This window comes from Dickeya sp. ws52, from assembly GCF_007210685.1.
Lineage (GTDB): Bacteria > Pseudomonadota > Gammaproteobacteria > Enterobacterales > Enterobacteriaceae > Dickeya > Dickeya chrysanthemi.
Map to the genome: position 1 here is coordinate 364000 of NZ_SZVX01000001.1, position 23618 is coordinate 387617.

Consider the following 23618-nt stretch of genomic DNA (forward strand, 5'->3'; position numbering starts at 1 on the left):
TTATCCAACGTTTGTCAGTTTACCATGACTGGCTATTCATTCACGGTATTTTCATCGTTTAAACTACCGACTAAAAATTAAGTCATCCTTAAATAAAAAAAATAAAATGGACCGAGATCACGTTATTTCATTTCAACTATTCTATTTTTTAATTTCTTCCGTTACTGAACCCTGAGTCACCGTCTCTGTCGCGACCATTCGATATTTATTGCGGTGCCGTTTATCCCCGTCAGACCTGGGTCAACACACCAGCACACAGCCGAATGCACCGACAAGCCGGTGCATTCGAAACAAGAGACGGGCACATCAGATAATGCGTCAGAAGTTTTCCCAGTCGGCCTGCGTTGAGACCGCGACCGAACGTACGCCCGGCGAAGATGCCGCCGCCGGCCGTTTCAAAGCCGGCCCCACGCGGCGAGCCGAGCCCGCAATACCGTGCCGATCGCCCAGGTCAAACGCCGCCACCGCTTCAGCCAGATTCTGCGCCTGTTCTTCCAGTGATGCCGCCGCCGTCGAGGCTTCCTGCACCAGCGCCGCGTTCTGCTGCGTCACGCCGTCCATTTCCGTTACCGCCTGACCGATTTGAGCGATACCGCGGCTCTGTTCGTCCGATGCCGCCGATATCTCGCCCATCAGGTCGTGCACACGTGATACCGAGGAGATAATCACCTCCATCGCGCTGCCCGCTTCCCGTACCAGCGCCGACCCGGTATCGACCCGGCTGACCGACTCGCCGATCAACGTCTCAATCTCTTTCGCCGCCTGCGCACTGCGCTGCGCCAGGCTGCGGACTTCACCGGCGACGACGGCAAATCCCCGGCCTTGTTCACCGGCCCGCGCCGCTTCCACCGCCGCGTTCAGCGCCAGAATGTTGGTCTGGAAAGCGATGCCGTTAATCACGCTGGTGATATCCGCGATCCTGCGGGAGCTGTCGGAAATGCTCTGCATGGTGGTTACCACGCTGTCGGTAATATCACCGCCCTGTCGGGCCATTTTCTGCGCTTCTTCCGAAATCTGCCGCGCCTGACGCACGTTGTCGGCGTTGTTTTTCACCGTCGAGGTCAACTCTTCCATGCTGGCGGCCGTTTCCTGCAACGCCGCCGCTTGTTGGTCGGTACGGCGCGACAGTTCGCCATTCCCCTGGCGGATTTCACTGGTGCCGGTGTAAATCACGGATGAACCGGCATGAATGGTCTGTACGGTATTACGCAGGCTATGCTGCATCGCCCGAATGTAAGGGATTAATTGGCCGGCGCAGTTACGGCCGAACTCTTCCAGCTCGACGCCTAACTTACCGCTGGTCAGCAATTCCAGATGGCGTTTAATCTGGCCGATCGGCTTCACCAGATAATTGACCAGATAGCGGTCGCTCAGAAACAGCACACCGACGCCGATGACCAACGCAGCCAGCAAGATATTTTTGCTGATTGCGATGTGATGCTCTACATCCATAATTGTATTGTCGGACTGAATCGCAGCGGCATATTTTTCCGTCAACTCGCCGAATTCCACACTCATCGGCGGATATTGCTTCAGAAAAATTCGCTTAAACTCGTCCATTTTCCCCTCTTTCAATGCCGTCATCATCGGCTCTACCGCATTACCGAGGATCTGCTCCCAGGATGTCACCAATTGCCGGACCAGCCCATCGCTGATGCCAATCTGCGGGCTATTTCTGAATTGCGCTAATCCCGCTTTGGCGTGTTTAAGCGCCTCCGAGGCGGACTCCAGCGTTTTTTGCGCATTATCCATATCTCCTTGCTGTATAAATTCCGGTATGCGTGACATACGGGTTACCGCACGGGAATATTGATCATTACCGTGAACCAGAATGGAATAACTTCTTTTCTGCTCCTGATTGTCACCTAATAAACGACTGACATTACCCAGCGAGTACAAAGTAAAACAGGAGGCGATTCCCCACACGAGGGTAAATAGCGTGAGAATAACCAACATCATTCTTCTGACAGTAATATTTATCAAGAAATTCATAACAGCCTCCAGTTTTTTTGTGCTCAGCACACATTTAGTCGTAGTCACCAGCGCTGGTTATTACTGAATATAACCTGAAGCTTTATTCGCGCCGTTTATTTATATTTTCATCGTAAAAATAAAGTTCCTGGCCAAACCAAAAAGAGCAGTGCTAAGAATAATCACTGTGTTTATCTTTCTGGTGTAAATCATTACCAATTAAACAAGCAACATGTCAGACCAAATTATTTTCGTTACCGGAAGGGGATAGTCACCCTCCTCGACAATTTTCAATTTAAAGATTACATAGCGAAAATTAAGCGAGCCTTAAATTAAAATGGCATGACATCATTTTTCACACCGTTTAACCTATTCCTGTGGTTTCTCCTTCATATGGTTGATTATTTTCTTTTCATCAAAGCATCTATACCCAAAATAATTCGAGTTGCAGGACAACACGCTCGCGTGTTGAACAACGCAAAGCGTTGGCCCGTCAGGGCAAGGCTCATTGAGCCTTGTAACGCGGCGACGCAGCGAATCCCCGGGAGCTTACTCAAGTAAGTGACCGGGGTGAACGACAAATCTGCCGGGAGCAGATTTGAACGCAGCTCGCTGCGGTCCTGAAAGGACGAGGCCCAGGGAAGGGCCGAGTAATAAAGCCAACGCACCTGCAACTTGAAGTATGACGGGTATATCGTTGCTATCGTTATTTCCGTGCTGTTTCAGGTCAGGGAAAGGCTATCGCCACCGGTAGATGATGACGGCAGAGTAGAATGGGGACGAACGGGGAGATATGGCCGTCGGCAATACAGCAACGTGCAAAACGACGGGAATAATAACTAACAGGGACAATGGATTAGGTTGAATCTATACCCAAAATAATTCGAGTTGCAGGAAGACGGCAAGAGAGTGAATCCCGATGAGCTTACTCAGGTAAGTGATTCGGGTGAACGAACGCCGCCAACGCACCTGCAACTTGAAGTATGACGGATATATTGTAAAAACCACCGACATAAAGCAGGTGGTCTGTATTAATGATTACGCGATCAGAAAAGCCGCTATGGCGCGCACGACACCTGCTTCCCCTCTCCGCAATGGCGGCTCAACGGAATGAGGTCGCCAGCCGCGTCGGGGGCAGCACTCCGTGAGTAGCGTACCGATGTTCCTCCTCCTCCGACAAGCTGAATACGGTAACGGCATCCGCCAACTGCCGGGCCTGGAATTCCAGCGATGCCGCAGCGGAGGCGGCTTCTTCTACCAGCGACGCATTCTGTTGCGTCACGCCGTCCATTTCCGTCACCGCCTGGCCTATTTGCATGATGCCACGCTTTTGTTCTTCCGATGCGGACGCAATATCACGGATCAAGGCATCCACGCCCATGATGCTATTAATGATGTCGCCCATCGCCGCCCCTGCTTGCGTCAACTGGACGGAGCCTGCGGCCACTCGTTGAACGGAATCGCCAATCAGCGTGCTAATATCTTTGGCGGCCTGAGCACTGCGTTGAGCCAGATTACGCACTTCGCCCGCTACGACGGCAAAACCGCGGCCCGCCTCACCCGCACGCGCCGCTTCCACCGCCGCATTCAACGCCAGAATATTGGTCTGGAAAGCAATACCGTTAATCAGGGTAATAATGTCGTTGATCTGACGCGAACTGTTGGAAATTCCAGCCATCATATCTTCCAGCGCCTTCCCGACTTCGCCGCCGGCCACAGCACGTTTGGTGGCGTCCTGTGCCAACTGGCTGGCTTGTTTCAGATTATCCGCATTATGGATCACGGTAGCGCTCAACTGTTCCATGCTGGCCGCCGTCTGTTGTAGCGCTGCGGCCTGTTCTTCCGTACGGCTGGCCAATTCATCATTGCCGCTTTTGATCTCGCTTGCCCCGACATGCAGCGCTGCTGAGTTATCGCGGATGACGCTCACCGTATCACGCAGATTATTTTGCATTTGGCGGATGTAGGGGATCAGTTGACCAACACAGTTACGGCCGAACTCCTGCAATTCCAACCCAAGGCGCCCTTCCGTCAACGCGCTCAGGTGACGTTTGATATCCCCCATCGGTTTCACCAGATAGTTGACCAGATAACGATCGCACAGCAACAGCGCCAGCACGCCAAAAATCAGGGCGGCACTCAGCACATTCCGGCTGACAGAAGTCAGATGATTCGCTTTGGCTAATGAGTTATCAATCTGTATTGTCTCGCCGTACTGCGCCACATGATTACCAAACGCCTGCGCCAACGCAGGATAAACGTCCAGATAATAGTGTTGGTATTCGTCGAAACGGCCCGCACGGCTGGCATTCAGCATCGGAATCAATGCCTGGACAATGGCGTTATCCCAGGAGTCGGCGATTTGCCCGGCCAGCGTAGCATTGATGCCGTCATGACTGGAGGCACGAAAAGTTGCCAGCAGCGTACGGGTACTGTCGAGGTTACCCTGCACGCGTTGCAACAGGGCCTGCGCCTGAGCCGTATCTCCTCGTTGTTGAAATAGCGCGCTGCGATTAATCAGCGCAATTGATTGGGTAAAGGCTTCCCGGCCATTAGACAAAATAGTGTAATTTTTTTTCTCAATCTGATTGGTGCTCAATAACGATTCCACTTTATTTAACGACACGATAGTAGTAATCGCGCTGCCTCCCCAGATTAAAGTAAATCCGATGAGTATGATTAAAAGCATGGCCCTGATGGTGATATTGTTTAAAATTCGCATCATGATATCCAGATAATGTCTGTCTGATTAGAATAATGACTTATCCACGGCGTAGAAAAACGCGATGACGCCAGAGAGGATAAGGTATTTACCCTAAATAATTCGAGCCGCAGGAGAGTGGCGACTAAAAATCTCCCCTGGCGCGTAACAGATAAGCAACGGGGAAAAATAACAAAACCCATGCACCTGCGACCTGAAGTATGAAGGATATAACGGGTAGGTGATCAGTCAGTTATGACTGTCAGTGTCGTCCATAGAATGTCACAAAGAAAAAGAATAATAACCAGGGCTCCATGCCAAAACCCGAATCTCATCTTATCCCTACTCCGTGATAAAAAAAAAGCCACTCGATTAAAATGCAGCTAATTAAAATGTCACAAAAAATAAAAAAGCGCCGACGTATATCCGGCGGTTATACCTATACCCAAAATAATTCGAGTTGCAGGACAAACCGCTTTACGTTTTGAACAACGCGTCGCGTTAGTCCTTCAGAACAAGGCTTGTTAAGCGCCTTATTACGCGGCAAGAGCGTGACCAATTCGTTGGGAACCATTTTGACCCGCCAACGGCCGGCCTCCGCTGAGAGCCAGGATGTCCTGCATTTCATCCCGATGCGCTGACTCAGGCAGCGGATTCGGGTGAACGACAACGCTGCCGGGAGCAGAGTTGAATGCCGCCTGCGACTGCCCAGAAAGAACCTCACCAACAACCGGGTTGCCAGTGCCACACACAACCGCTACACTCAATATAAATAAACAACTAAACAAAAGTTATTCACGAAAAAAGAATAAATGGATCTCACTCAACTGCGTATGTTCTGCCTGGTGGCGGAAACCGGCTCACTGGTACGCGCCGCCGCACAGCTTGGCCGAGTACCGTCCAACCTCACGACCCGGCTGCGCCAGTTGGAGCAAGAGCTGGGCACCGATCTGTTTATTCGTGAGCGTCAGCGCGTTCGTCTTTCACCGGCAGGCCATAATTTCCTGTGTTATGCCCAGCGTATTCTGGCGCTAAGCGACGAAGCGCTGGCGATGGCGCACACCAGCGAACCTGCCGGCCTGTTCGCGTTGGGCGCGGTAGAAAGCCTGCTGATCACGGCGTTGCCTGAACTGCTGGCGCTGTACCATCGCCGTTATCCACAGGTTCAATTATCACTGCACACCGCTACCTGCGGCGCATTGCTGGACGCGGTAAATGCCGGCGAGCTGGCGGCAGGGTTGGTTACCGGCCCGGTCAGGCATGACGCCGTCAACAGCTGTCAGGTGTTTTCGCAACAGTTGGCGCTGATTACCGCCGTCGGTATGCCGCCGGTTTCCCAGGCGTCGCAGGTCAAGCACCTGCCATTGCTGACCTTCGCCGCCGGCTGCGGCTATCGCCAGCGACTGGAGGGCTGGTTTCGCGGACAAGGCTTCACTCCCGTCGCCGTCGTGGAAATGCCGTCGTATAGCGCCTTGTTGGCGGGTGTGGCCGGCGGCAGCGGTATAGCCATGGTGCCGCACAGCGTGCTGGACGCGCTACCGGCCGGTCAGCAGGTTCAGCCTCATTCATTGCCCGGCGACATCGCATTGGTCACGACCTGGCTTATCTGGCGGCGGGATGCGTTCGGCCCCAATGTCGAGGCGTTGAAAAAGCTCATGATTGAACTCGGCGTCTGATACCGGTGTCTGCATCAGCCCCGCATTACCCCTGGTTGCCGCTGTGTGATTCCAGCGGCTGCATTACAACTTAATAAGGAGTTTCACCATGCAAATGATTAAAACCCGCGCCGCTATCGCCTGGGGCCCGAATCAGCCGTTGTCGATTGAAGAAGTCGATCTGATGCCGCCGCAGAAAGGCGAAGTGCTGGTACGCATCCTCGCCAGCGGTGTGTGCCATACCGATGCGTATACCTTGTCCGGCAAAGACCCGGAGGGCGTTTTCCCGGTGATCCTCGGTCACGAGGGTGCCGGCATCGTAGAGGCCGTGGGTGAAGGGGTGACCAGCGTCGCCGTCGGCGATCATGTGATCCCGCTGTATACCCCGGAGTGCGGCGAGTGCAAATTCTGCCGTTCGGGTAAAACCAACCTGTGTCAGGCGATCCGCGCCACGCAAGGCAAAGGCCTGATGCCGGACGGTACTCACCGTTTCTTTAAAGACGGCCAGCCGATTTTCCATTACATGGGCACGTCCACGTTTGCGGAACGGACCGTGGTGGCGGAAATTTCTCTGGCGAAAATCAGCAAAGAAGCCCCATTGGAAGAAGTGTGCCTGTTAGGTTGCGGCGTCACGACCGGTATGGGCGCGGTAACCAATACCGCCAAAGTGAAGGCCGGAGATACCGTGGCGGTGTTCGGTCTGGGCGGCATCGGCCTGTCTGCGATTATTGGTGCGAAAATGGCGGGTGCCGGCCGCATCATCGGTATCGACCTCAACACCAGCAAGTTTGACCTGGCCCGTAAACTGGGCGCGACCGATCTCATCAACCCGAAAGATTACGACAAACCGATCCAGGACGTGATCGTCGACATGACCGACGGCGGCGTGGATTTCTCTTTCGAATGTATCGGCAATGTCAACGTGATGCGATCTGCGCTCGAGTGTTGCCATAAAGGCTGGGGTGAGTCGGTCATTATCGGCGTGGCCGGCGCAGGCGAAGAGATCGCCACCCGGCCGTTCCAACTGGTGACCGGGCGCGTATGGCGCGGCTCCGCTTTCGGCGGCGTCAAAGGTCGCAGCCAACTGCCGGGGATCGTACAGCGCTATCTTGACGGCGAATTCCAGCTCAGCGATTTCATCACTCATACCATGCCGCTTGAGCAGATCAATGAAGCATTTGATCTGATGCACGAAGGTAAATCCATTCGTTCCGTGGTGCATTTCAACTGATGACGGGGAATTCACACACCATGACGGCATCACTGGAATTGCTGGAAGAACACCGGTTATTCGGCGGTTGGCAGCGGCGTTATCGCCATGCCTCCGCCACGCTGAATTGCGACATGACCTTTAGCGTGTTTTATCCGCCTCTCGCCAAAGACGCCCCGCCGCCGGTGCTGTATTGGCTGTCGGGGCTCACCTGCAACGACGAGAACTTTACCCTTAAATCCGGTGCTCAACGGGTGGCGGCGGAGTTGGGGCTGGTGCTGGTGATGCCGGATACCAGCCCGCGCGGCGATGACGTTCCGGACGATGCGCAGTACGATCTGGGTAAAGGCGCGGGGTTTTATCTCAACGCCACGCAATCGCCCTGGGACCGGCATTTCCGTATGTTCGACTATATCAGCGACGAATTGCCTGCGCTGGTCCGCCAGCACATCAGCGCCAGCGACAGGCTTGCCATCAGCGGCCATTCGATGGGCGGGCACGGCGCGTTGATGCTGGCGCTGCGTCATCCCGGCCGTTTCCGTTCGGTGTCGGCGTTTGCGCCCATCGTCAACCCTGCGCAAGTGCCCTGGGGGCAGAAAGCGTTCAGCGCCTATTTGGGCGATGACCCGCAACAGTGGTTACAGTACGACAGTTGTTACCTGCTTGCTCACAGTGAAGCGCCGCTACCGACGCTGATCGATCAGGGTGACGGCGACAGCTTCCTGCCCGTCCAGCTTCAGCCAGAGCAACTGGAGAGCATCGCCGGCGCACGACAGTGGCCGTTGACACTGCGCATTCAGCCGGGTTATGACCATAGTTATTACTTTATCGCCAGCTTTATTGAGGATCATCTGCGTTTTCATGCAAAGCACTTGCAGTCAAACTAATCGGGGTTGTTTAATAACATAACCCTGCACGGCACACGTACCGCGGAGTTCATCAGAAACGCTTGCGGTACGTGGCCGTCGCCTTTAAAGCGTGCACACTCTTCATCGTGCACACTCTTCATAAGGCAATCTGCCGGGCGGCCGGTAGGCAGGTGAAAAAACGAGAGTCGCTTTTTTATATTTTCTTCGTCTGTTTTGACGACGGTTTTTGCCCCATCGGGGCTGTGATTGACCAAAAAAAACACAGCAAGTAACATTACCGTTACATCGCAATCATCAACAGGGAGCAATTTGTTTTGCAACGCAAACGTGTATCTTCCACTGAGTTGTTTGCCGTAGGTTACGATCCGGACAATAGCATTCTGGAAATAGAGTTATTGAACGGCAGTCTGTATCAGTACAAAAATGTGGCGCGGATGATTTATGAAGAGCTGATGGCCTCTAATGCCAAAGCACGTTATTACTCACGTTACATCAGGAACTCTTTTCCGTATAACAAACTGCAGTAACACCGCCCAATACAACAAACAGCGGGGCGGTTTAACCGCCGCCCCGCACTCATCACACCGTTTGCTCCACTGATTGAAACGCCGCCAGCAGCCTGTCGGCGTCCAACACGCCGGGTAAATAATGAATGGACTCGCCGGCCTGCAAGGTACGGGCGATCACCGCCTGCAACGCCTTATCATCGGTGATATCCACCCCCAGTTCAGCCAGCGACACCGGTAATCCAAACACCCGGAACGCGGTCTTCAACTGGCGCAACGTGTCGGTTTGATCCAGCAATGCGCATTGCACCAGAATACCGTAGGCCACTTTGGTGCCATGCAAGAATGGCTCCGTCTGCGGCAACACCGTTAAACCATTGTGCACGGCATGTGCCGCCGCCACCCGGGTATAACGCTCGCCCAATCCCCCGACCATGCCGCCGCCGGCGATAATGGCATCGACCACATCCAGAAAGTCCTGATTCAACGTGGCGGTGTTCGCGGCTTTCAGCGCCGATTCGCTTTGGCGCAGCAACAGATCGCGGATATCCTGCGCGGTTTGCAGGCCCAGGCGCACGGTCAACGATAATGTCTCCGGCCGGGGGCTTAACACCACGGCCTCATACCATTTGGCCAGCGTATCGCCAATCCCCGCCAACAGGTACTCCACCGGCGCGGCCAGCAGAATACGCGGCTCCACCAACACCAGGTGGTTGGCATCATTGAAAATCTCAAACCGCAACGCCTGCCCGGCCTCGTTGTACCAGACGGACAACGGCGTCCAGGCGGCGCAGGTGGCGGCGATAGTCGGTATCGCCACCAGCGGCAGCCCCAGACGACGCGCCACCACCTTCGCGGTATCCAGCACCGCCCCGCCTCCCACGCCAATCACTACGGTGCGATCGTCGCCCGCCGCCGTGGTTAAGCGAGCAATCTCGCTTTCGCTGCAATGCGCGGAAAAGCCGGCGGACCGGGCCGTCGGTGCGGAAAATGCCGACGGCAGATACGGATGCGCCGCCGCCAAGGCACGTTCACCAGAGATCCAGAACGCTCGCGCCAGCACCTCATCCGGGTAAAATTCACTCAGTTTGTCGATTGCCCCTGGGAAAGAAAAATAGTTAGCCGGCCCTACCTGGACCCGAATATCGGTTGTACTCATTACGAACACGTTCCTGTCTGAATAATTTAGGCGATAACACGCACGCATTAACCTGCCGCTGTGCGTGGAAAAATCGGGTGGAAACCATATTTAGCGATAACGGATTCCGGTGTTAATAACGTTTTTGCTTAAGTTATGCTTTTTCATTTCTTTCCCGCAACGCCCGGAGCCCTAATCAGGCATTCCATTCTGCGGTTAATATGATATTTTTCAACGTCGGCTCCTCGTCATTATCGCCATTAAGAACCCGTTGTTGTCAATTATGCCCATAAACCCGCGCTCGCGTCTGGAAATGCGCTACATTTCCATCTCTTTTGCCGGATTTCCCGCCCTCAGACAGGTGAATTTCACACTGGAAGGCGGGTCTATCCACGCGTTGACCGGCGCCAACGGCGCGGGAAAATCCACGCTGATGGCGATTCTTTCCGGCTCTTATGACCATTACAGCGGAGATATCCTGCTGGATGGCGAAAAAGTCTCGATTCATTCCCCCCGCGACGCCAAACGTTATGGTATTCATCTGGTGCAGCAGGAAGTGGACGCCGCGCTGGTGCCCACGCTGTCGGTAGCGGAAAACATCATGCTGGACCAGTTGGCGGAAAGCGGCCATGTGTTCAACTGGGCAGCGCTCTATCAGCAGGCGCAGGCGCTGCTAACGCAGCTAGGAGTCAGCATCAACGTTCGCCGGCGACTGGAGCAGTGCACGCTGGCGGAGAAACAACAAATCCTGCTGGCGCGCGCCTTATCCCACCGTTGCCGCTTTCTGATTCTGGATGAGCCTACCGCGCCGCTGGACCAGGAAGAAAGCGCCCGCTTATTTGCGGTCGTGCGCCGTCTGCAACAAGACGGGATCGGCATTGTCTTTATTTCACACCGCATTCACGAACTGAAGGCCATTTGCGATACGTTGACCGTGCTGCGCGACGGACAATTCGTCAGCAGCGGTCCGATGGCGGGCCTCAGCGGCGGTGAAATCGTCGAACGGATGCTGGGCCATCGACTGGATGATATTTACCCGCCCCGCCGCCCACGTCATGACGGCGACATCCTGTTGCAGGTAGACGGTCTGCATGACGACACGCTGCTGCACAATATCTCATTGCGGTTACGTCAGGGCGAAATTCTCGGCATCGCCGGCCTTGCCGGTGCGGGTAAAACCGAACTGTGTAAAGCGCTGTTCGGCGCTGCCCGCAGTCGGGTTGCCTCCGGGCGTTATCAGGGGCGCGCCTGGCGCCCTACCTCCCCCGCCGACGCCGTGCAGCAAGGTATCGCGCTGGTGCCGGAGGAACGACGCAAAGAAGGCATTTTTATTGACGAATCCATCACCATGAATCTCAGCATCAGCGCCAGCGACAGTTTCTCCCGCTATGGCATTTTCGGGCATGGCCAGGCGCTGGCCTGGGCCCACAACCTGATCCAGCGGCTGACCATCCGCACCAGCGGGCCGCAACAGCGGTTGCGACGCCTGTCGGGCGGTAATCAGCAAAAGGTGGCGATCGGCAAATGGTTACGCAGCGACGTGCAGGTATTGATTCTGGATGAGCCCACCAAAGGCGTGGATATCAAAGCCAAGCAGGATCTGTTCACGTTGATCGACTCACTGGCGAGACAAGGCAAGGGCGTGATTTATGCTTCCGGCGAATTCTCCGAACTGGTCGGGCTGTGTGATCGCATCTGCGTGCTGTGGGACGGCCGCATCGTCGCCGAACTGGACGGCGCAGACGCCGATGAAGAGACGTTGTTACTTTATTCAACCGGAGGAACTCCCGCGTGAGTCAGCCACTTGCATCCAACAGTGCGCCCAACGAAGCACTTCCCTTGCGCCATCGCCTGTTTGACCTGTTCTATAAATGGGGAATGCTGATTACCGTCGTCGCTCTGATCGCGCTATTCGGGCTGGCGTCGGACAATTTTCTCGATCCGAACAACATCATCAATATTCTGCGCTCCATCGCCATCGTGACGGTGATCGCGATAGCCGTTTCCATTTCGTTATCCGTCGGTGGATTCGACCTGTCGGTCGGGTCAACCGCGTCGCTGGCGAACGCGCTGGTGATTTCGTTGTTCGTCTGGCACGGTTTCGGCACGACCGGCGCCATTATGTTGACGCTGACGCTATGCCTGCTGGTTGGGCTGTTTAATGCCTTTTTGATCGTGGTGTTGCGTATTCCCGACATGTTGGCGACGTTGGCCAGCCTGTTCGTCATTCAGGGCGTCGCCATGACCTACAGTTACGGCGGCTCGATCACCCAGAATATGTTGCTGCCGAGCGGCGATATGGCGGAAGGCGTGATCCCCGAGGTGTTCGCGGCGCTTGGGCAGGTGCCGGTGATTGTGGTGATCATGTTGGTGGTGACGGTGCTGGTACAGCTGTATATGTCGCTCACCAAACACGGCCGACGCATGTACGCCATTGGCGGTAATCCGGAAGCGGCGCGGCTGGCCGGGATCCGTACTGCGCGTTACCGGGTGCTGGCCTATCTGCTCTCCTCGTTGCTGGCGGCGTTGGGCGGTATCTTGCTGGCATCACGCATCGGTTCTTCACAGGTTAACGCCGGCGGCGGGTATCTGATGGATGCGGTAGCCGCCGCTTATATCGGTTTTTCGCTGGCGGGCTCCGGCAAGCCCAACGCGCTGGGCACGCTGGTCGGCGCGGTGATCCTCGGTGTATTACAAAACGGTCTGGTGATGCTGTCCGTCCCCTACTACGCGATGGATATCATCAAAGGACTGGTGCTGGCGCTGGCGTTGGCGATGACCTACTTCCAGAAACGCTGACCCTCTCCCCGCCGGTCTATACCGGCGGGTAACATCCCTTCGTCGCCCACTCGCTGCGGCACAAAAAAAGCCCGCTCATAAGTGTGATCTACATCGCATTGTAATCGTCCATTGACTACAATAGGGCGTTCGCAATTCGTAATACCCGACTGGAACCTGATTATGACATCCGCTTCTCCCTCGCGCGCCACCGCCTGGCTGCGCGTGGTCACATTGGCTATCGCCGCGTTTATTTTCAATACCACGGAATTTATTCCGGTGGGGCTGCTGAGCGACATCGCCAACACCTTTGCCATGAAAACCGAAGATGTCGGCTTGATGATTACCATTTATGCCTGGATCGTGGCGGTGGCTTCGCTGATCTGTATGTTGTTGACCAGCGGCATTGAGCGCCGCAAATTGCTGATTGGCCTGTTTAGTCTGTTCATCATCAGCCATATGCTGTCTGCCGTTGCCTGGAACTTTACCGTGCTGGTCATTTCCCGCGCCGGGGTTGCGCTGGCGCACTCGGTATTCTGGTCGATTACCGCCTCGCTGGCGATTCGTATGGCGCCTCCCGGCAAACGCGCGCAGGCATTGGGGTTAATTGCCACCGGGTCGTCGCTGGCGATGGTGCTGGGGCTGCCGTTGGGGCGGGTTATCGGTCAGTACCTTGGTTGGCGCATTACGTTTCTGACCATCGCCGTCGGCGCGGCCGTTGCCATGGTCCTGCTGGCACGCCTGCTGCCGCGCCTGCCGAGCGAGCATTCCGGTTCACTGTCCAGCGTACCGAAGTTGTTCCGCCGCCCGGCGCTGGTCGGCGTTTATCTGCTGACTGTGGCCGTGGTGACCGCGCACTTCACTGCTTACAGTTACATTGAGCCGTTCATCCAGACGGTGGCCCGGCTGCCGGAAAACTTCACTACCCTGATTCTGTTGCTGTTCGGTTGCGCCGGGATTGTCGGCAGTATGCTTTACAGCCGCTACAGCGAACGTTTTCCCCTCGCATTTCTGTTTACCGCCATGCTGCTGTTGCTCAGTTGCCTGATGCTGTTGATGCCGTTGTCCGGTTACCCGTTCGGCCTGACATTGCTGTGCCTGGTGTGGGGACTGGCGATGATGGCGATAGGGCTGGCGATGCAGGCCAAAGTGCTGGCGCTGGCGCCGGACGCCAGCGATGTCGCTATGTCGATTTTCTCCGGGTTGTTCAATCTCGGTATCGGCGGCGGCGCGCTGCTGGGTAGCCAGGTGAGCCTGCATCTGGGAATGGACAAAATCGGCTATGTCGGCGCGCCGCTGGTGCTGGTGGCGCTGTTCGCCACCCTGCTCAGCGTCTACCGCAATGTGCGGCTGGTGCACTCCCGTATTTAAACCGCTGCGTTCTTCTTGCATAAAAAATTGCATAAAAAAAGCCAGCCGGTAACCCGACTGGCTTTTTTATTGATGAAACAGTTATTTATGTTCCGGGAAGGTCATCTCGCCGTATTTCACCATCCGTGAACCTTTCACCAGACGGTAACCGAACCAGATAACCAAAAACAGCGGAATGCCGATGTAAGTCGCCGTCACGGCATACCAGTCAATCTTATCCGCCAGAAACGCCTGATAGTTCTGCCCCAGCGTAATGATCAGGCAGAGGACAAAAGCAAAAATCGGCCCCAGCGGGAAGAAGCCGGAACGGTACGGCAGCGCGTTCAGGTCACGCCCCTGCATCACGTAACCACGGCGGAAACGGTAGTGACTGATGGCGATCCCAAGCCAGGCGATAAACCCAGTCATGCCGGAGGTATTCAGCAGCCACAGGTACACCGTCTGGTTGCCGAACATCGATGATAAGAAGCACAAGCCTGCCACCACCGTAGTGGCATACAACGCGTTGCGCGGTACTCCGCCGTTAGACAGTTTGCCGAAACAGGCCGGCGCCTTACCTTCCTGCGCCAGCGTAAACAACATGCGGGTGGACGCATACATACCGGAATTGCCCGCCGACAGCACCGCCGTCAGGATGACCGCATTCATCACCGCCGCCGCCGACAACAGACCTGCATTTTCAAACACCAGCGTGAACGGGCTGACGCTAATGTCTTTCACATCATTGCGCAGCAGATTCGGGTCGGTATAAGGGACCAGCAGGCTGATAATCAGAATGGCGAAAATATAGAACAGCAGAATGCGCCAGAACACCTGGCGAACCGCGCGCGGGATAGTGGTCTGCGGATCTTTTGATTCTCCGGCCGCTATGCCAATCAGCTCCGTGCCCTGGAACGAGAAACCGACAATCATCGCCACGCCGATCATGGCGGAAAAACCGCCGGCGAACGGTGCATCGCCAATCTGCCAGTTATGCCAGCCGGCGTGCTCGCCGCCGCGCAGAATGCCGATAATCATCAGCACCCCGACCGCAATAAACAGAATAACGGTGGTGACTTTAATCAGCGAGAACCAGTATTCCGCTTCGCCAAATCCTTTCACGGAAATGTAGTTCAGCAAAAACATCAGCGACAGGAACAGCGCGCTCCAGACCCAGCCGGGAACGGATGGAAACCAGTATCCCATCACCAGTTGCGCCGCCACCAGGTCGACCGCGATGGTCACCGCCCAGTTGTACCAGTAGTTCCAGCCCAGCGCGAAGCCGAACCCTTCTTCCACGTAGCGCGCCCCATAAGTGGAGAACGAACCGGACACCGGCATAAATGCCGCCAGTTCGCCGAGACTGGTCATCAGGAAATAGACCATCAGGCCGATCAACGCATACGATAGCATCGCGCCGCCAGGCCCGGCCTGCGACACCGTCGCCCCGGAGGCGACAAACAACCCGGTGCCGATCGAACCGCCAATGGCGATCATCGTCAAATGCCGCGCTTTCAGCTCACGCCGTAGCGTGGTTCCCCGCTGTTCTGCGGGGTGAGTATCATGTTGAGCCATTACTATCCATGCCCTTGAAAATTTGAGGGCGGATTGTAGGCAATCCGCTACCTGCTGAATAGCGCACAGCGCGGATTATAAGAGACCTTCATAACTCACCCGGCATCATAAGAAATCCCTCTGAAAGGAACCGCTGATCGTTACATTCGCGTTGCCGGTTTGTTTAAATTGAGTCATCCCCACGACAATATTCCAAAAAGCATTGCAGTACGCCGGATAAGTGCTTCTGACGGTGATGCACCAGATATAACGAGCGGCTCAGGCGCGGCAAGGGAACCGGTAATTCCACCAGCATTCCGGTTGCGAGTTGTTCGGCAACCACATGGCGCGATAAGCAACTGATACCGATGCCATGCCGCACCGCGTGTTTAATCGCCTCCGAGTTGCCCAGTTCCATCACCAGCCGGAAATGCGGCAGACGAGTCAGCAGCAGATGGTCCAACACTTCACGCGTCCCGGAACCGTGTTCACGCAGGATCCAGGGCGCATCGGCCAGCGTCTGTAATGTAAAATCACTATTAATCAGCGGGTTGCCCGGTGCGCAAAACACCACTAATTCATCTTCACGCCAGGGCTGGGTAATCAAGTCGGGGTGATGACAGGGCCCCTCGATCAAACCCAGATCAACCCGAAATTCAGACACGGCATTCACCACATCCTGAGTATTGCCGACATACAGCTCCAGCGGAATGGCAGGAAAATCCTGACGATAGCGGGCAATCATCGCCGGCATCAGATAATTACCGATGGTGCTGCTGGCATAAATGCGCAGTGCGCCGTTATCGCGCCGAAACAGTTGCTCAATCTCCGCCGATTGTTCCAATAACGCCAGCGCCTTGGGGTACAACAGGCGCCCGTGCTCATTGACCACCAACCGTTTACCCACTCGGTCAAACAGCTGGACTCCCAATTGGCTTTCAAGATCGGCCAAGGCGGCGCTGACGGCGGACTGCGACAGCGACAACACCACCGATGCCTGCGTCGTTGAGCCGCTTTTCAGGACTTCGGTAAACACTTCCAGTTGACGTAACGTAATGTGCATAGGGGCTCTTATCGTAAATATCTATAGGTTATAAATATATAATCAATTTCTATTTTAAGCGCGCTGATCATAGGCTGTGCCCTCAACCTCACCATTCAGAGCGGGTATGGCTATGTTTTCATTTTCTTCCAGGGTACAACGTCTTTCCCCTTTATCCGCCGTGGGCCACCTGCTGGCCGGCATCATCCTGACCGGCCTGCTGACCCGTGGCGTATTATGGTTATCCAGCCTGCCGGCGATTGCCGGATTAGGGCTGGGTTCCCTAACGCTGGCGATACTGGTTGGCATGGTGTTAGGCAATACGGCTTACACACGTCTGCAACCCTGGTGCGACGCCGGGGTTCAATGGTCGCGGCATCATCTGTTGCGCTGGGGCATCATCCTGTACGGTTTCAAACTCAGCTTTCAGCAACTGGCCGCCGTCGGTGTCACCGGGCTGGTGATCGACCTGATGACCCTCACCTCTACCCTGCTGCTCGCTTATTGGCTGGGGCGGCGCTGGTTTCGGCTGGATCAACACACCGCTTTACTGATCGGCGCAGGCAGCAGCATTTGCGGCGCCGCCGCCGTGCTGGCGACCGCACCGGTACTGAAAAGCACCGCCGACAAGGTGGCCGTGGCGGTATCGACCGTGGTGCTGTTCGGCACTACCGCGATGTTTTTTTACCCGTGGCTGTACCAGCATGTTATCCAGTATAGCGGCTGGTTATTTACCCCGCAGACTTTCGGACTCTACCTCGGCTCAACGGTGCATGAAGTGGCGCAAGTGGTCGCCGCCGGCCATGCTATCAGCCCGGAAACCGAAAACGCGGCGGTCATCGGTAAAATGCTGCGCGTTATGATGCTGGCGCCGTTCCTGTTTCTGTTGGGGATGTGGCTGAAACCGCGTCAGCCTGCCCATCCCACGACGGCAACCCCAACTACGGCCGGGTATCCGTGGTTCGCGCTGGGTTTTGTATTGATGTGCGGCGTCAACTCCCTGAACGGGTTGCCGGGAAATTGGGTGGCCGTGATAACGCAACTGGATAACGCGCTGCTGACGATGGCGATGGTAGCCCTGGGGATGGCGACGCGCCTGAGTACACTACGTCAAGCCGGGCTCAAGCCATTGCTGCTGGCGGCCGTCCTGTTTATCTGGCTGGTGGTGGGCGGTGCGGCCATCAATCTGGGGGTACAGCATCTCTTCGCCTGAATAAAAAAACATGGCTACAGCCCGCTAAGCGGGTAATGTCATAATGCGCGGGCATGAAAAGGAGAAAAACATGAAATATGTCGGAGCCCACGTCAGCGCCTCAGGCGGCGTGGATCAGGCGGTGAGCCGCGCCCATGACATCGGCGCCACCGCGTTTGCGCTGTTTACTAAAAATCAACGCCAGTGGCAGGCACCGCCGTTAACGGCGGACGTCATTGATCGTTTCCAGGCAGCCTGTGAACAGTATCGTTTCACCCCGGCGCAGATACTGCCGCACGACAGTTATCTGATCAACTTAGGTCATCCGGATGACGAGGCCTTACAGAAATCCCAAACGGCGTTTATCGACGAAATGACGCGTTGCCAACAACTGGGGCTGACGTTGCTGAATTTCCATCCCGGCAGTCACCTGCGTCAGATCGACGAAAGTACCTGCCTGAGCCGCATCGCCCGGTCAATCAACCTGGCGCTGGAGGCTACCAACGGCGTCACGGCGGTGATCGAGAACACCGCCGGTCAGGGCAGCAATCTGGGGTTCCGGTTTGAACATCTGGCGGAAATCATCAGTCAGGTGGAAGACAAAAGCCGGGTCGGCGTCTGCATCGATACCTGTCACGCCTTTGCCGGCGGCTATGACCTGCGCACCGACGCCGACTGCGAGCACACCTTTGCCGAACTGGAACGTATCGTCGGCTTCCGCTATTTGCGCGCCATGCACCTGAATGATGCGAAAAGCGCGTTTAACAACCGGGTTGACCGTCACCACAGCCTGGGAGAAGGCAACATCGGTAAAACCGTATTCAGTTATATTATGCGCGACCCGCGCTTTGACGGCATTCCACTGATTCTGGAAACCATCAATCCGGATATCTGGGCACAGGAAATCGCCTGGCTGAAATCGCAGCAATCACCGGGCAACTGAGCCCGAACACAGGCGGCCATCGGCTGGCCGCTCACATCGTCGCGCTCATGCACCCTCGTCTCGCCTGAGTTGCACCGCCCGCTGAAATATCTTACCTGACGCCGTGAGTGGCTTATGCCCTTGCCCGCCCGGTTGCACCACACATTGAAAAGCATCCCGCAGCAGCATTGGTTTGCCGTCTTTATCACGTCCAATGGTGTATTTATCGTGGAAGGGAGAAATCGCCAGCGCCAGGTTTTCGATAATCGTATCACGGTCTGAGAAATCGCTCTTTTTTAGCGACAACATCTGATTAATGATGGCGCAGTCGATCAGCGTCCCGGTGAGCCACTCGGTTTCCGAGGCATAACCGGCACACCAACGCAGTTGATTACCGCAGGTAAAGGTTTCCATCAAATCGGTATGCGCACCGACGAAACAAGCGCCGAGCAGCAACCCGGTAATAGTGAAACGATGAGATAACTCGCCGACGGGTTCAATCACATCCCGCATCGGCGTGCCGCCCAGTTTTTTTCCCTGACCGTGTGCGGCGACATAAATAATGATGTTCTTAAACGGGATCTTGCACAGGCAATGTAATGCGGTGCGAAAACTCTTCTTATCGTAGAAATTCGCGTAATACACCTCGGTATCGCCGGCTACTTTGGCAATGCCTTCAATAAACGGCACCACCGATGAACGGTTGGCATCGTGTTCATCCAGTTCCCAGGGCGATTCCAGCACCAGAATTCCACGACTGGCATGGTGACGCGGCATACGTTTCTCCTTTTTATCGACGTCAGCGAATTTATCGACGTCAGCAAAGAAAAATCATACCGCTATTTGCCGACATCGCGGGAAAAACATAAAAAAAACGCCGGTCGCAAGACCGGCGTTTCCACCATGGAATCATCACATCAGGCTTTAGCCAGTTGCTCTTCCGGACGTTTCAGCACCGCGTACAGCACGCCAGCCACTACCGTACCGGCAATGATGGAGAACAGGTAACCCAGCACCGGCGTAATCGCCCCTGGAATCAGCAGCACGAACAGACCGCCGTGCGGCGCCATCAGCTTCGCGCCAACCGCCATAGAGAGCGCACCGGTCAGCGCCCCGCCCAGAATACAGCTCGGCAGCACACGCATCGGGTCACGGGCAGCGTAAGGAATGGCGCCTTCGGAGATGAAGCACAGTCCCAGTACCACCGCCGCCTTGCCGCCTTCCCGCTCGCTGGCGGTGAATTTCTTCGCCGCGATGAAGGTCGCCAGACCCATCGCCAGCGGCGGCACCATACCGGCAGCCATCACGGCGGCCATCGGTGCATACACCTGACTACTCAACAGCGTAGTACCGAACACATAGGCCACTTTGTTCACCGGGCCACCCATATCGGTACACATCATGCCGCCCAGAATAGCGCCCAAAATCACCGCATTGGCCGTACCCATAGACTGTAGCCAGCCGGTCAGACCGGTCAGAATTTTCGCAACCGGCGTACCGACGACATAAATCATGATGAGACCGGTAATCAGCGTCGCGAATAGCGGAATAATCAGGATCGGTTTCAACGCCGACATGCTCTGCGGCAGCGTCACATGGTTACTGATGGCGCGCGCCAGATAACCCGCCAGGAACCCGGCGATGATACCGCCAAGGAAACCGGCACCGGTGCTGACGGCCAACATACCGCCCACCAGACCCGGCGTCAGACCAGGGCGGTCGGCAATCGAGAACGCGATATAACCGGCCAATACCGGCACCATCAGAGCAAACGCGGAACCGCCGCCGATCTTCATCAGCGCCGCCGCCAGCGTCCCCTCTTCCTTGAATGCGGTAATCCCGAACACGAATGACAGGGCGATACACAGACCGCCGGCCACCACCATCGGCAACATGTACGACACACCGGTCAGCAGATGGCGATAGGGGCCCGCGCCGCCTTTTTTGGCGGTTTCGCCGCCGCCCGCCGCCCCGCTCTGGGCGGATGGCTGGAACACCACGGCTTCAGACAACGCTTTGTCAAACTCCTGCGCCGTCTTTTTCAGCGCCAGACCGGTGGATGTGCGATACATTTTTTTGCCGGCGAATTTGCTGAGATCGACTTCGATATCCGCCGCCACGATCACCAGATCCGCCTGCTCCACTTCTTCCGGGCTGATCGGGTTACCGGCGCCGACTGAGCCGCGGGTTTCCACTTTCACCCACCAGCCACGCTTTTTCGCTTCGCTTTCAATGGCTTCCGCCGCCATGAAGGTATGCGCCACCCCTGTCGGGCAGGCAGTGACCGCTACAATGCGTTTGGCCGCAGTTGGCGCCGCCGCGGCAGCGGTAGCGACCGGCGCCTGATACGGCTGCGCTTCAGCCTTCGCTTTCTCCAGGAACTGAGCCGGCTGACTCAACGCCAGCTCTACATCCCCGGCAAACACTTTTTTGCCATTCAGACCGCTGTCTGCCTGTACGGGAGCACCCAGCACAATGGCCAGCTCCGCATCGGCAAGCTGCTCGGTGAGGGTAAGTCCTGCGTTAGCGGCAGCAGCACCAAGCAAATTCTTCACCAGACGGCTTTTCGCCAGTCCCAGTGATTTATCAAGTATCAGCAGCGTTTTCATTGTTTATCTCCTGCTGTCAGTTAAAGGGTTTCAGATCGACGCGCGCCATCATCGCGGCCAACTGCGGACGATCGCTAATGCCTACGTTGCTCTGGCTGACGGCCAGCGCTGCTACCGCAGTGGCCAGGCGCAACGTGTGTTCACTGGACTCACGCATTAATAAGCCATAAATCAATCCCCCCACCATGGAGTCACCCGCACCTACCGTACTGATCACTTCACAAGCCGGCGGTTTTGCCAGCCAGGCACCGGACGCATTGACCCACAGCGCGCCTTCCGCTCCCAGCGAAATCACGACATGAGCAATACCCTGTTCACGCAGCGCATGGGCTGCGTCCACCACATCCGCCAGCGTGGGCAACTTACGCCCGGCCCAGATTTCCAGCTCGCGGCGATTGGGTTTCACCAACCACGGCGAAGCTTTCAATCCCGCTACCAGCGCTTCGCGGCTGCTGTCGAAAATAATGCACGGACACTGGCTACGCAGACGCGACATCCAGTCGGTAAACGCATCCGGGTCAACGCCGCTCGGCAGGCTGCCGCTCACGGCGACCATGTCAAACTGCCCCAGCCAGCTCAGCGAATCATTGACGAAACGCTGCCAGTCCTGCTGGGTCACTTCAAAACCGGAGAAATTCAGGTCGGTCACCTCACCATTCTGCTCGGTAAGTTTGACATTAATGCGAGTACGCCCCGACACCACCTGGAAACGGTTGGCAATGCCCAACTCGCTGAACAACTGCTGAAAGCCGTCCTGATTGTCTTTTCCCAGGAAACCGCCCACGGTGACATCAATCCCAAGGTCTTTCAGCACCTTGGCCACATTGATGCCTTTACCTGCCGCATGTAGACCGGAAGTCTGCACCAGATTAACTTCGCCACGTTCGATTTCCGGGCAGTACCCTACTAAATCATAGGCGGGATTCAGGGTAATGGTGGCAACACGCCTGCTCATGCCGCACCCTCCCCAAGACCGGACTGAATGGCTTCGCCGATGGCGTTCAGCGCCGCTTCAGCATCACCGCCTTTAGCAGTAAAGCGCAGGCGATGACCACTCTTGACGCCCAGCGCCACCACTTTCATCAGGCTGCGGCCGTTGGCCGGTTTGCCGGTGCCGTCAAGGTTCGTCACGGTGATTTCGCTGGAGAACTGTTTGATGACGTTAACCAACATCGCGCCCGGGCGGGCATGAAGACCGTGCTCGTTGCGGATGGTAAATTCCGCCGTCAGCGCGTCGCTTTCTTCTTCTTCCTCTTCTTCGCTGGTCAGCAATGCCAGCAGCGTCGCTTCATCAGCAGACAGCAAACTATCGGCTTTGCCGGCGATCAACAGCTTGCTGAGGTAATCGAGCGATGCGAACACCTGTTCATCGGCCGCCGAAACGGTCAGCAACAACGCCACGTTTTCGCCATCCGCCACGAACGGCTCGGCCGGGCGGCTCACCGCCAGCGCACTGACCAGATTGCCGTTCAGGCTATCGCTCAGCCAGATGCCCTGCCCGAGGTAAGTCGGTTTATTAGCGACTACGTGGCTGACAAAACCGGCGTCCACCGCGCCAATCTGCTGTAAACGGCCGGCGTTCAGCGCCTGCAGCGTCATCAGATTGTCGGTCGCCACATTCAGGTTAATCAGCGAAGTATCAAAGCGGAACGCACCCGCCAGTTGTTCGCCCATCAGCAACCCGCGCAATTCGTCCGCCGACGTGGTGCTGGCCAGGCGGGCCGCCACACGATCATCGCTCAGTACATGGGTCAGTTGACGCAGCAGCGCCAGGTGTTCGTCAGAACGCGCAGCGATACCCAGTACCACATAGGCGGTCTGGCCTTCCCCCCACGCAATCCCCTGCGGGAACTGGAACACCTGAACACCGGTTTTCTTTACCAGATCACGTGTATCGGTGGTGCCATGCGGAATAGCGATACCGCTACCGAGATAGGTCGAAGTCTGCTGTTCGCGCTGAAGCATCCCTTCGACATAACCTTCGCTCACGCAACCCGCTTCGGTCAGTGCGGCGGCTACCTGACGGATAGCCTCCTCTTTGCTACCGGCGGAAGCACCTAAATGAATGTCGTGCTGTGACAACTGAAACATAATGCTCCTCTCTTGCTGAACTTGAATCGT

The 23618-nt window shown here is 56.1% G+C and carries 18 protein-coding genes; 9 read left to right on the forward strand and 9 right to left on the reverse strand.

Features of this window, described 5'->3' with window-relative positions; all coding sequences use genetic code 11:
• Positions 1-318 precede the first annotated feature (318 nt).
• Positions 319-1992, reverse strand: coding sequence for a methyl-accepting chemotaxis protein (locus tag FDP13_RS01635; RefSeq protein ID WP_143838337.1), 1674 nt, complete (start codon positions 1990-1992; stop codon positions 319-321).
• 1081 nt (positions 1993-3073) lie between these two features.
• On the reverse strand, positions 3074-4696 hold the full coding sequence (locus FDP13_RS01640) for a methyl-accepting chemotaxis protein (protein WP_370512543.1): 1623 nt from the start codon (positions 4694-4696) through the stop codon (positions 3074-3076).
• 788 nt (positions 4697-5484) lie between these two features.
• On the opposite strand from FDP13_RS01640, the gene FDP13_RS01645 reads away from it, so the two are divergent.
• The 4 genes from FDP13_RS01645 (at position 5485) to FDP13_RS01660 (ending at position 8933) form a co-directional block, all read left to right on the forward strand.
• Positions 5485-6348, forward strand: a complete 864-nt coding sequence (locus FDP13_RS01645) for a LysR family transcriptional regulator (protein ID WP_012770113.1) — start codon at positions 5485-5487, stop codon at positions 6346-6348.
• Positions 6349-6436: 88 nt separating this feature from the next.
• Positions 6437-7558 carry an S-(hydroxymethyl)glutathione dehydrogenase/class III alcohol dehydrogenase gene (locus tag FDP13_RS01650; RefSeq protein WP_033577006.1) on the forward strand — a complete coding sequence of 374 codons (1122 nt, stop codon included), beginning with the start codon at positions 6437-6439 and terminating at the stop codon, positions 7556-7558.
• 20 nt (positions 7559-7578) lie between these two features.
• Complete coding sequence (fghA, locus tag FDP13_RS01655; RefSeq protein ID WP_033577016.1) at positions 7579-8424, forward strand: S-formylglutathione hydrolase; 846 nt, start codon at positions 7579-7581, stop codon at positions 8422-8424.
• A gap of 296 nt (positions 8425-8720) precedes the next feature.
• A complete protein-coding gene (locus tag FDP13_RS01660; protein WP_012770116.1) occupies positions 8721-8933 on the forward strand; it encodes a KTSC domain-containing protein in 213 nt (70 codons plus the stop codon).
• A 52-nt stretch (positions 8934-8985) separates the two neighbouring features.
• Here the strand turns inward: FDP13_RS01660 and FDP13_RS01665 are convergent, their stop codons facing one another.
• Positions 8986-10071, reverse strand: a complete 1086-nt coding sequence (locus FDP13_RS01665) for an oxidoreductase (protein ID WP_012770117.1) — start codon at positions 10069-10071, stop codon at positions 8986-8988.
• A 262-nt stretch (positions 10072-10333) separates the two neighbouring features.
• Between FDP13_RS01665 and FDP13_RS01670 the strand changes: the two genes are divergently transcribed.
• The 3 genes from FDP13_RS01670 to FDP13_RS01680 all read left to right on the forward strand — a co-directional run bounded on the left by FDP13_RS01670 (position 10334) and on the right by FDP13_RS01680 (position 14199).
• Positions 10334-11845: a sugar ABC transporter ATP-binding protein gene (locus FDP13_RS01670; RefSeq protein WP_143838339.1), complete on the forward strand. Its 1512-nt coding sequence runs from the start codon at positions 10334-10336 to the stop codon at positions 11843-11845.
• A gap of 83 nt (positions 11846-11928) precedes the next feature.
• Complete coding sequence (locus FDP13_RS01675; RefSeq protein WP_234424362.1) at positions 11929-12849, forward strand: ABC transporter permease; 921 nt, start codon at positions 11929-11931, stop codon at positions 12847-12849.
• A 162-nt stretch (positions 12850-13011) separates the two neighbouring features.
• Positions 13012-14199, forward strand: a complete 1188-nt coding sequence (locus FDP13_RS01680) for a sugar transporter (RefSeq protein ID WP_143838343.1) — start codon at positions 13012-13014, stop codon at positions 14197-14199.
• Between the two features lie 81 nt (positions 14200-14280).
• On the opposite strand, the gene FDP13_RS01685 is transcribed toward FDP13_RS01680, so the two are convergent.
• Positions 14281-15753, reverse strand: coding sequence for an amino acid permease (locus FDP13_RS01685; RefSeq protein WP_012770121.1), 1473 nt, complete (start codon positions 15751-15753; stop codon positions 14281-14283).
• Positions 15754-15916: 163 nt separating this feature from the next.
• Positions 15917-16795 carry a DNA-binding transcriptional regulator YeiE gene (yieE, locus tag FDP13_RS01690; protein WP_012770122.1) on the reverse strand — a complete coding sequence of 293 codons (879 nt, stop codon included), beginning with the start codon at positions 16793-16795 and terminating at the stop codon, positions 15917-15919.
• A 106-nt stretch (positions 16796-16901) separates the two neighbouring features.
• Between yieE and FDP13_RS01695 the strand changes: the two genes are divergently transcribed.
• Together FDP13_RS01695 and nfo are read left to right on the forward strand one after the other, a co-directional pair.
• Positions 16902-17987: a YeiH family protein gene (locus tag FDP13_RS01695; RefSeq protein ID WP_143838345.1), complete on the forward strand. Its 1086-nt coding sequence runs from the start codon at positions 16902-16904 to the stop codon at positions 17985-17987.
• A gap of 70 nt (positions 17988-18057) precedes the next feature.
• The gene (gene nfo / locus FDP13_RS01700) at positions 18058-18909 is read left to right on the forward strand and encodes a deoxyribonuclease IV (RefSeq protein WP_143838347.1); all 852 of its coding nucleotides are present in this window, start codon (positions 18058-18060) and stop codon (positions 18907-18909) included.
• 45 nt (positions 18910-18954) lie between these two features.
• Here the strand turns inward: nfo and FDP13_RS01705 are convergent, their stop codons facing one another.
• The 4 genes from FDP13_RS01705 to fruB form a co-directional block, all read right to left on the reverse strand.
• The gene (locus FDP13_RS01705) at positions 18955-19665 is read right to left on the reverse strand and encodes a hypothetical protein (protein WP_143838349.1); all 711 of its coding nucleotides are present in this window, start codon (positions 19663-19665) and stop codon (positions 18955-18957) included.
• Positions 19666-19805: 140 nt separating this feature from the next.
• Positions 19806-21497 (reverse strand): PTS fructose transporter subunit IIBC, encoded by a 1692-nt coding sequence (gene fruA, locus FDP13_RS01710; protein ID WP_027712292.1) that lies wholly within the window; start codon positions 21495-21497, stop codon positions 19806-19808.
• A gap of 16 nt (positions 21498-21513) precedes the next feature.
• Positions 21514-22452 (reverse strand): 1-phosphofructokinase, encoded by a 939-nt coding sequence (gene fruK, locus FDP13_RS01715; RefSeq protein WP_012770128.1) that lies wholly within the window; start codon positions 22450-22452, stop codon positions 21514-21516.
• A complete protein-coding gene (gene fruB, locus FDP13_RS01720; RefSeq protein ID WP_012770129.1) occupies positions 22449-23588 on the reverse strand; it encodes a fused PTS fructose transporter subunit IIA/HPr protein in 1140 nt (379 codons plus the stop codon). The genes fruK and fruB overlap by 4 nt, the downstream gene beginning before the upstream one ends.
• Positions 23589-23618: the final 30 nt, after the last annotated feature.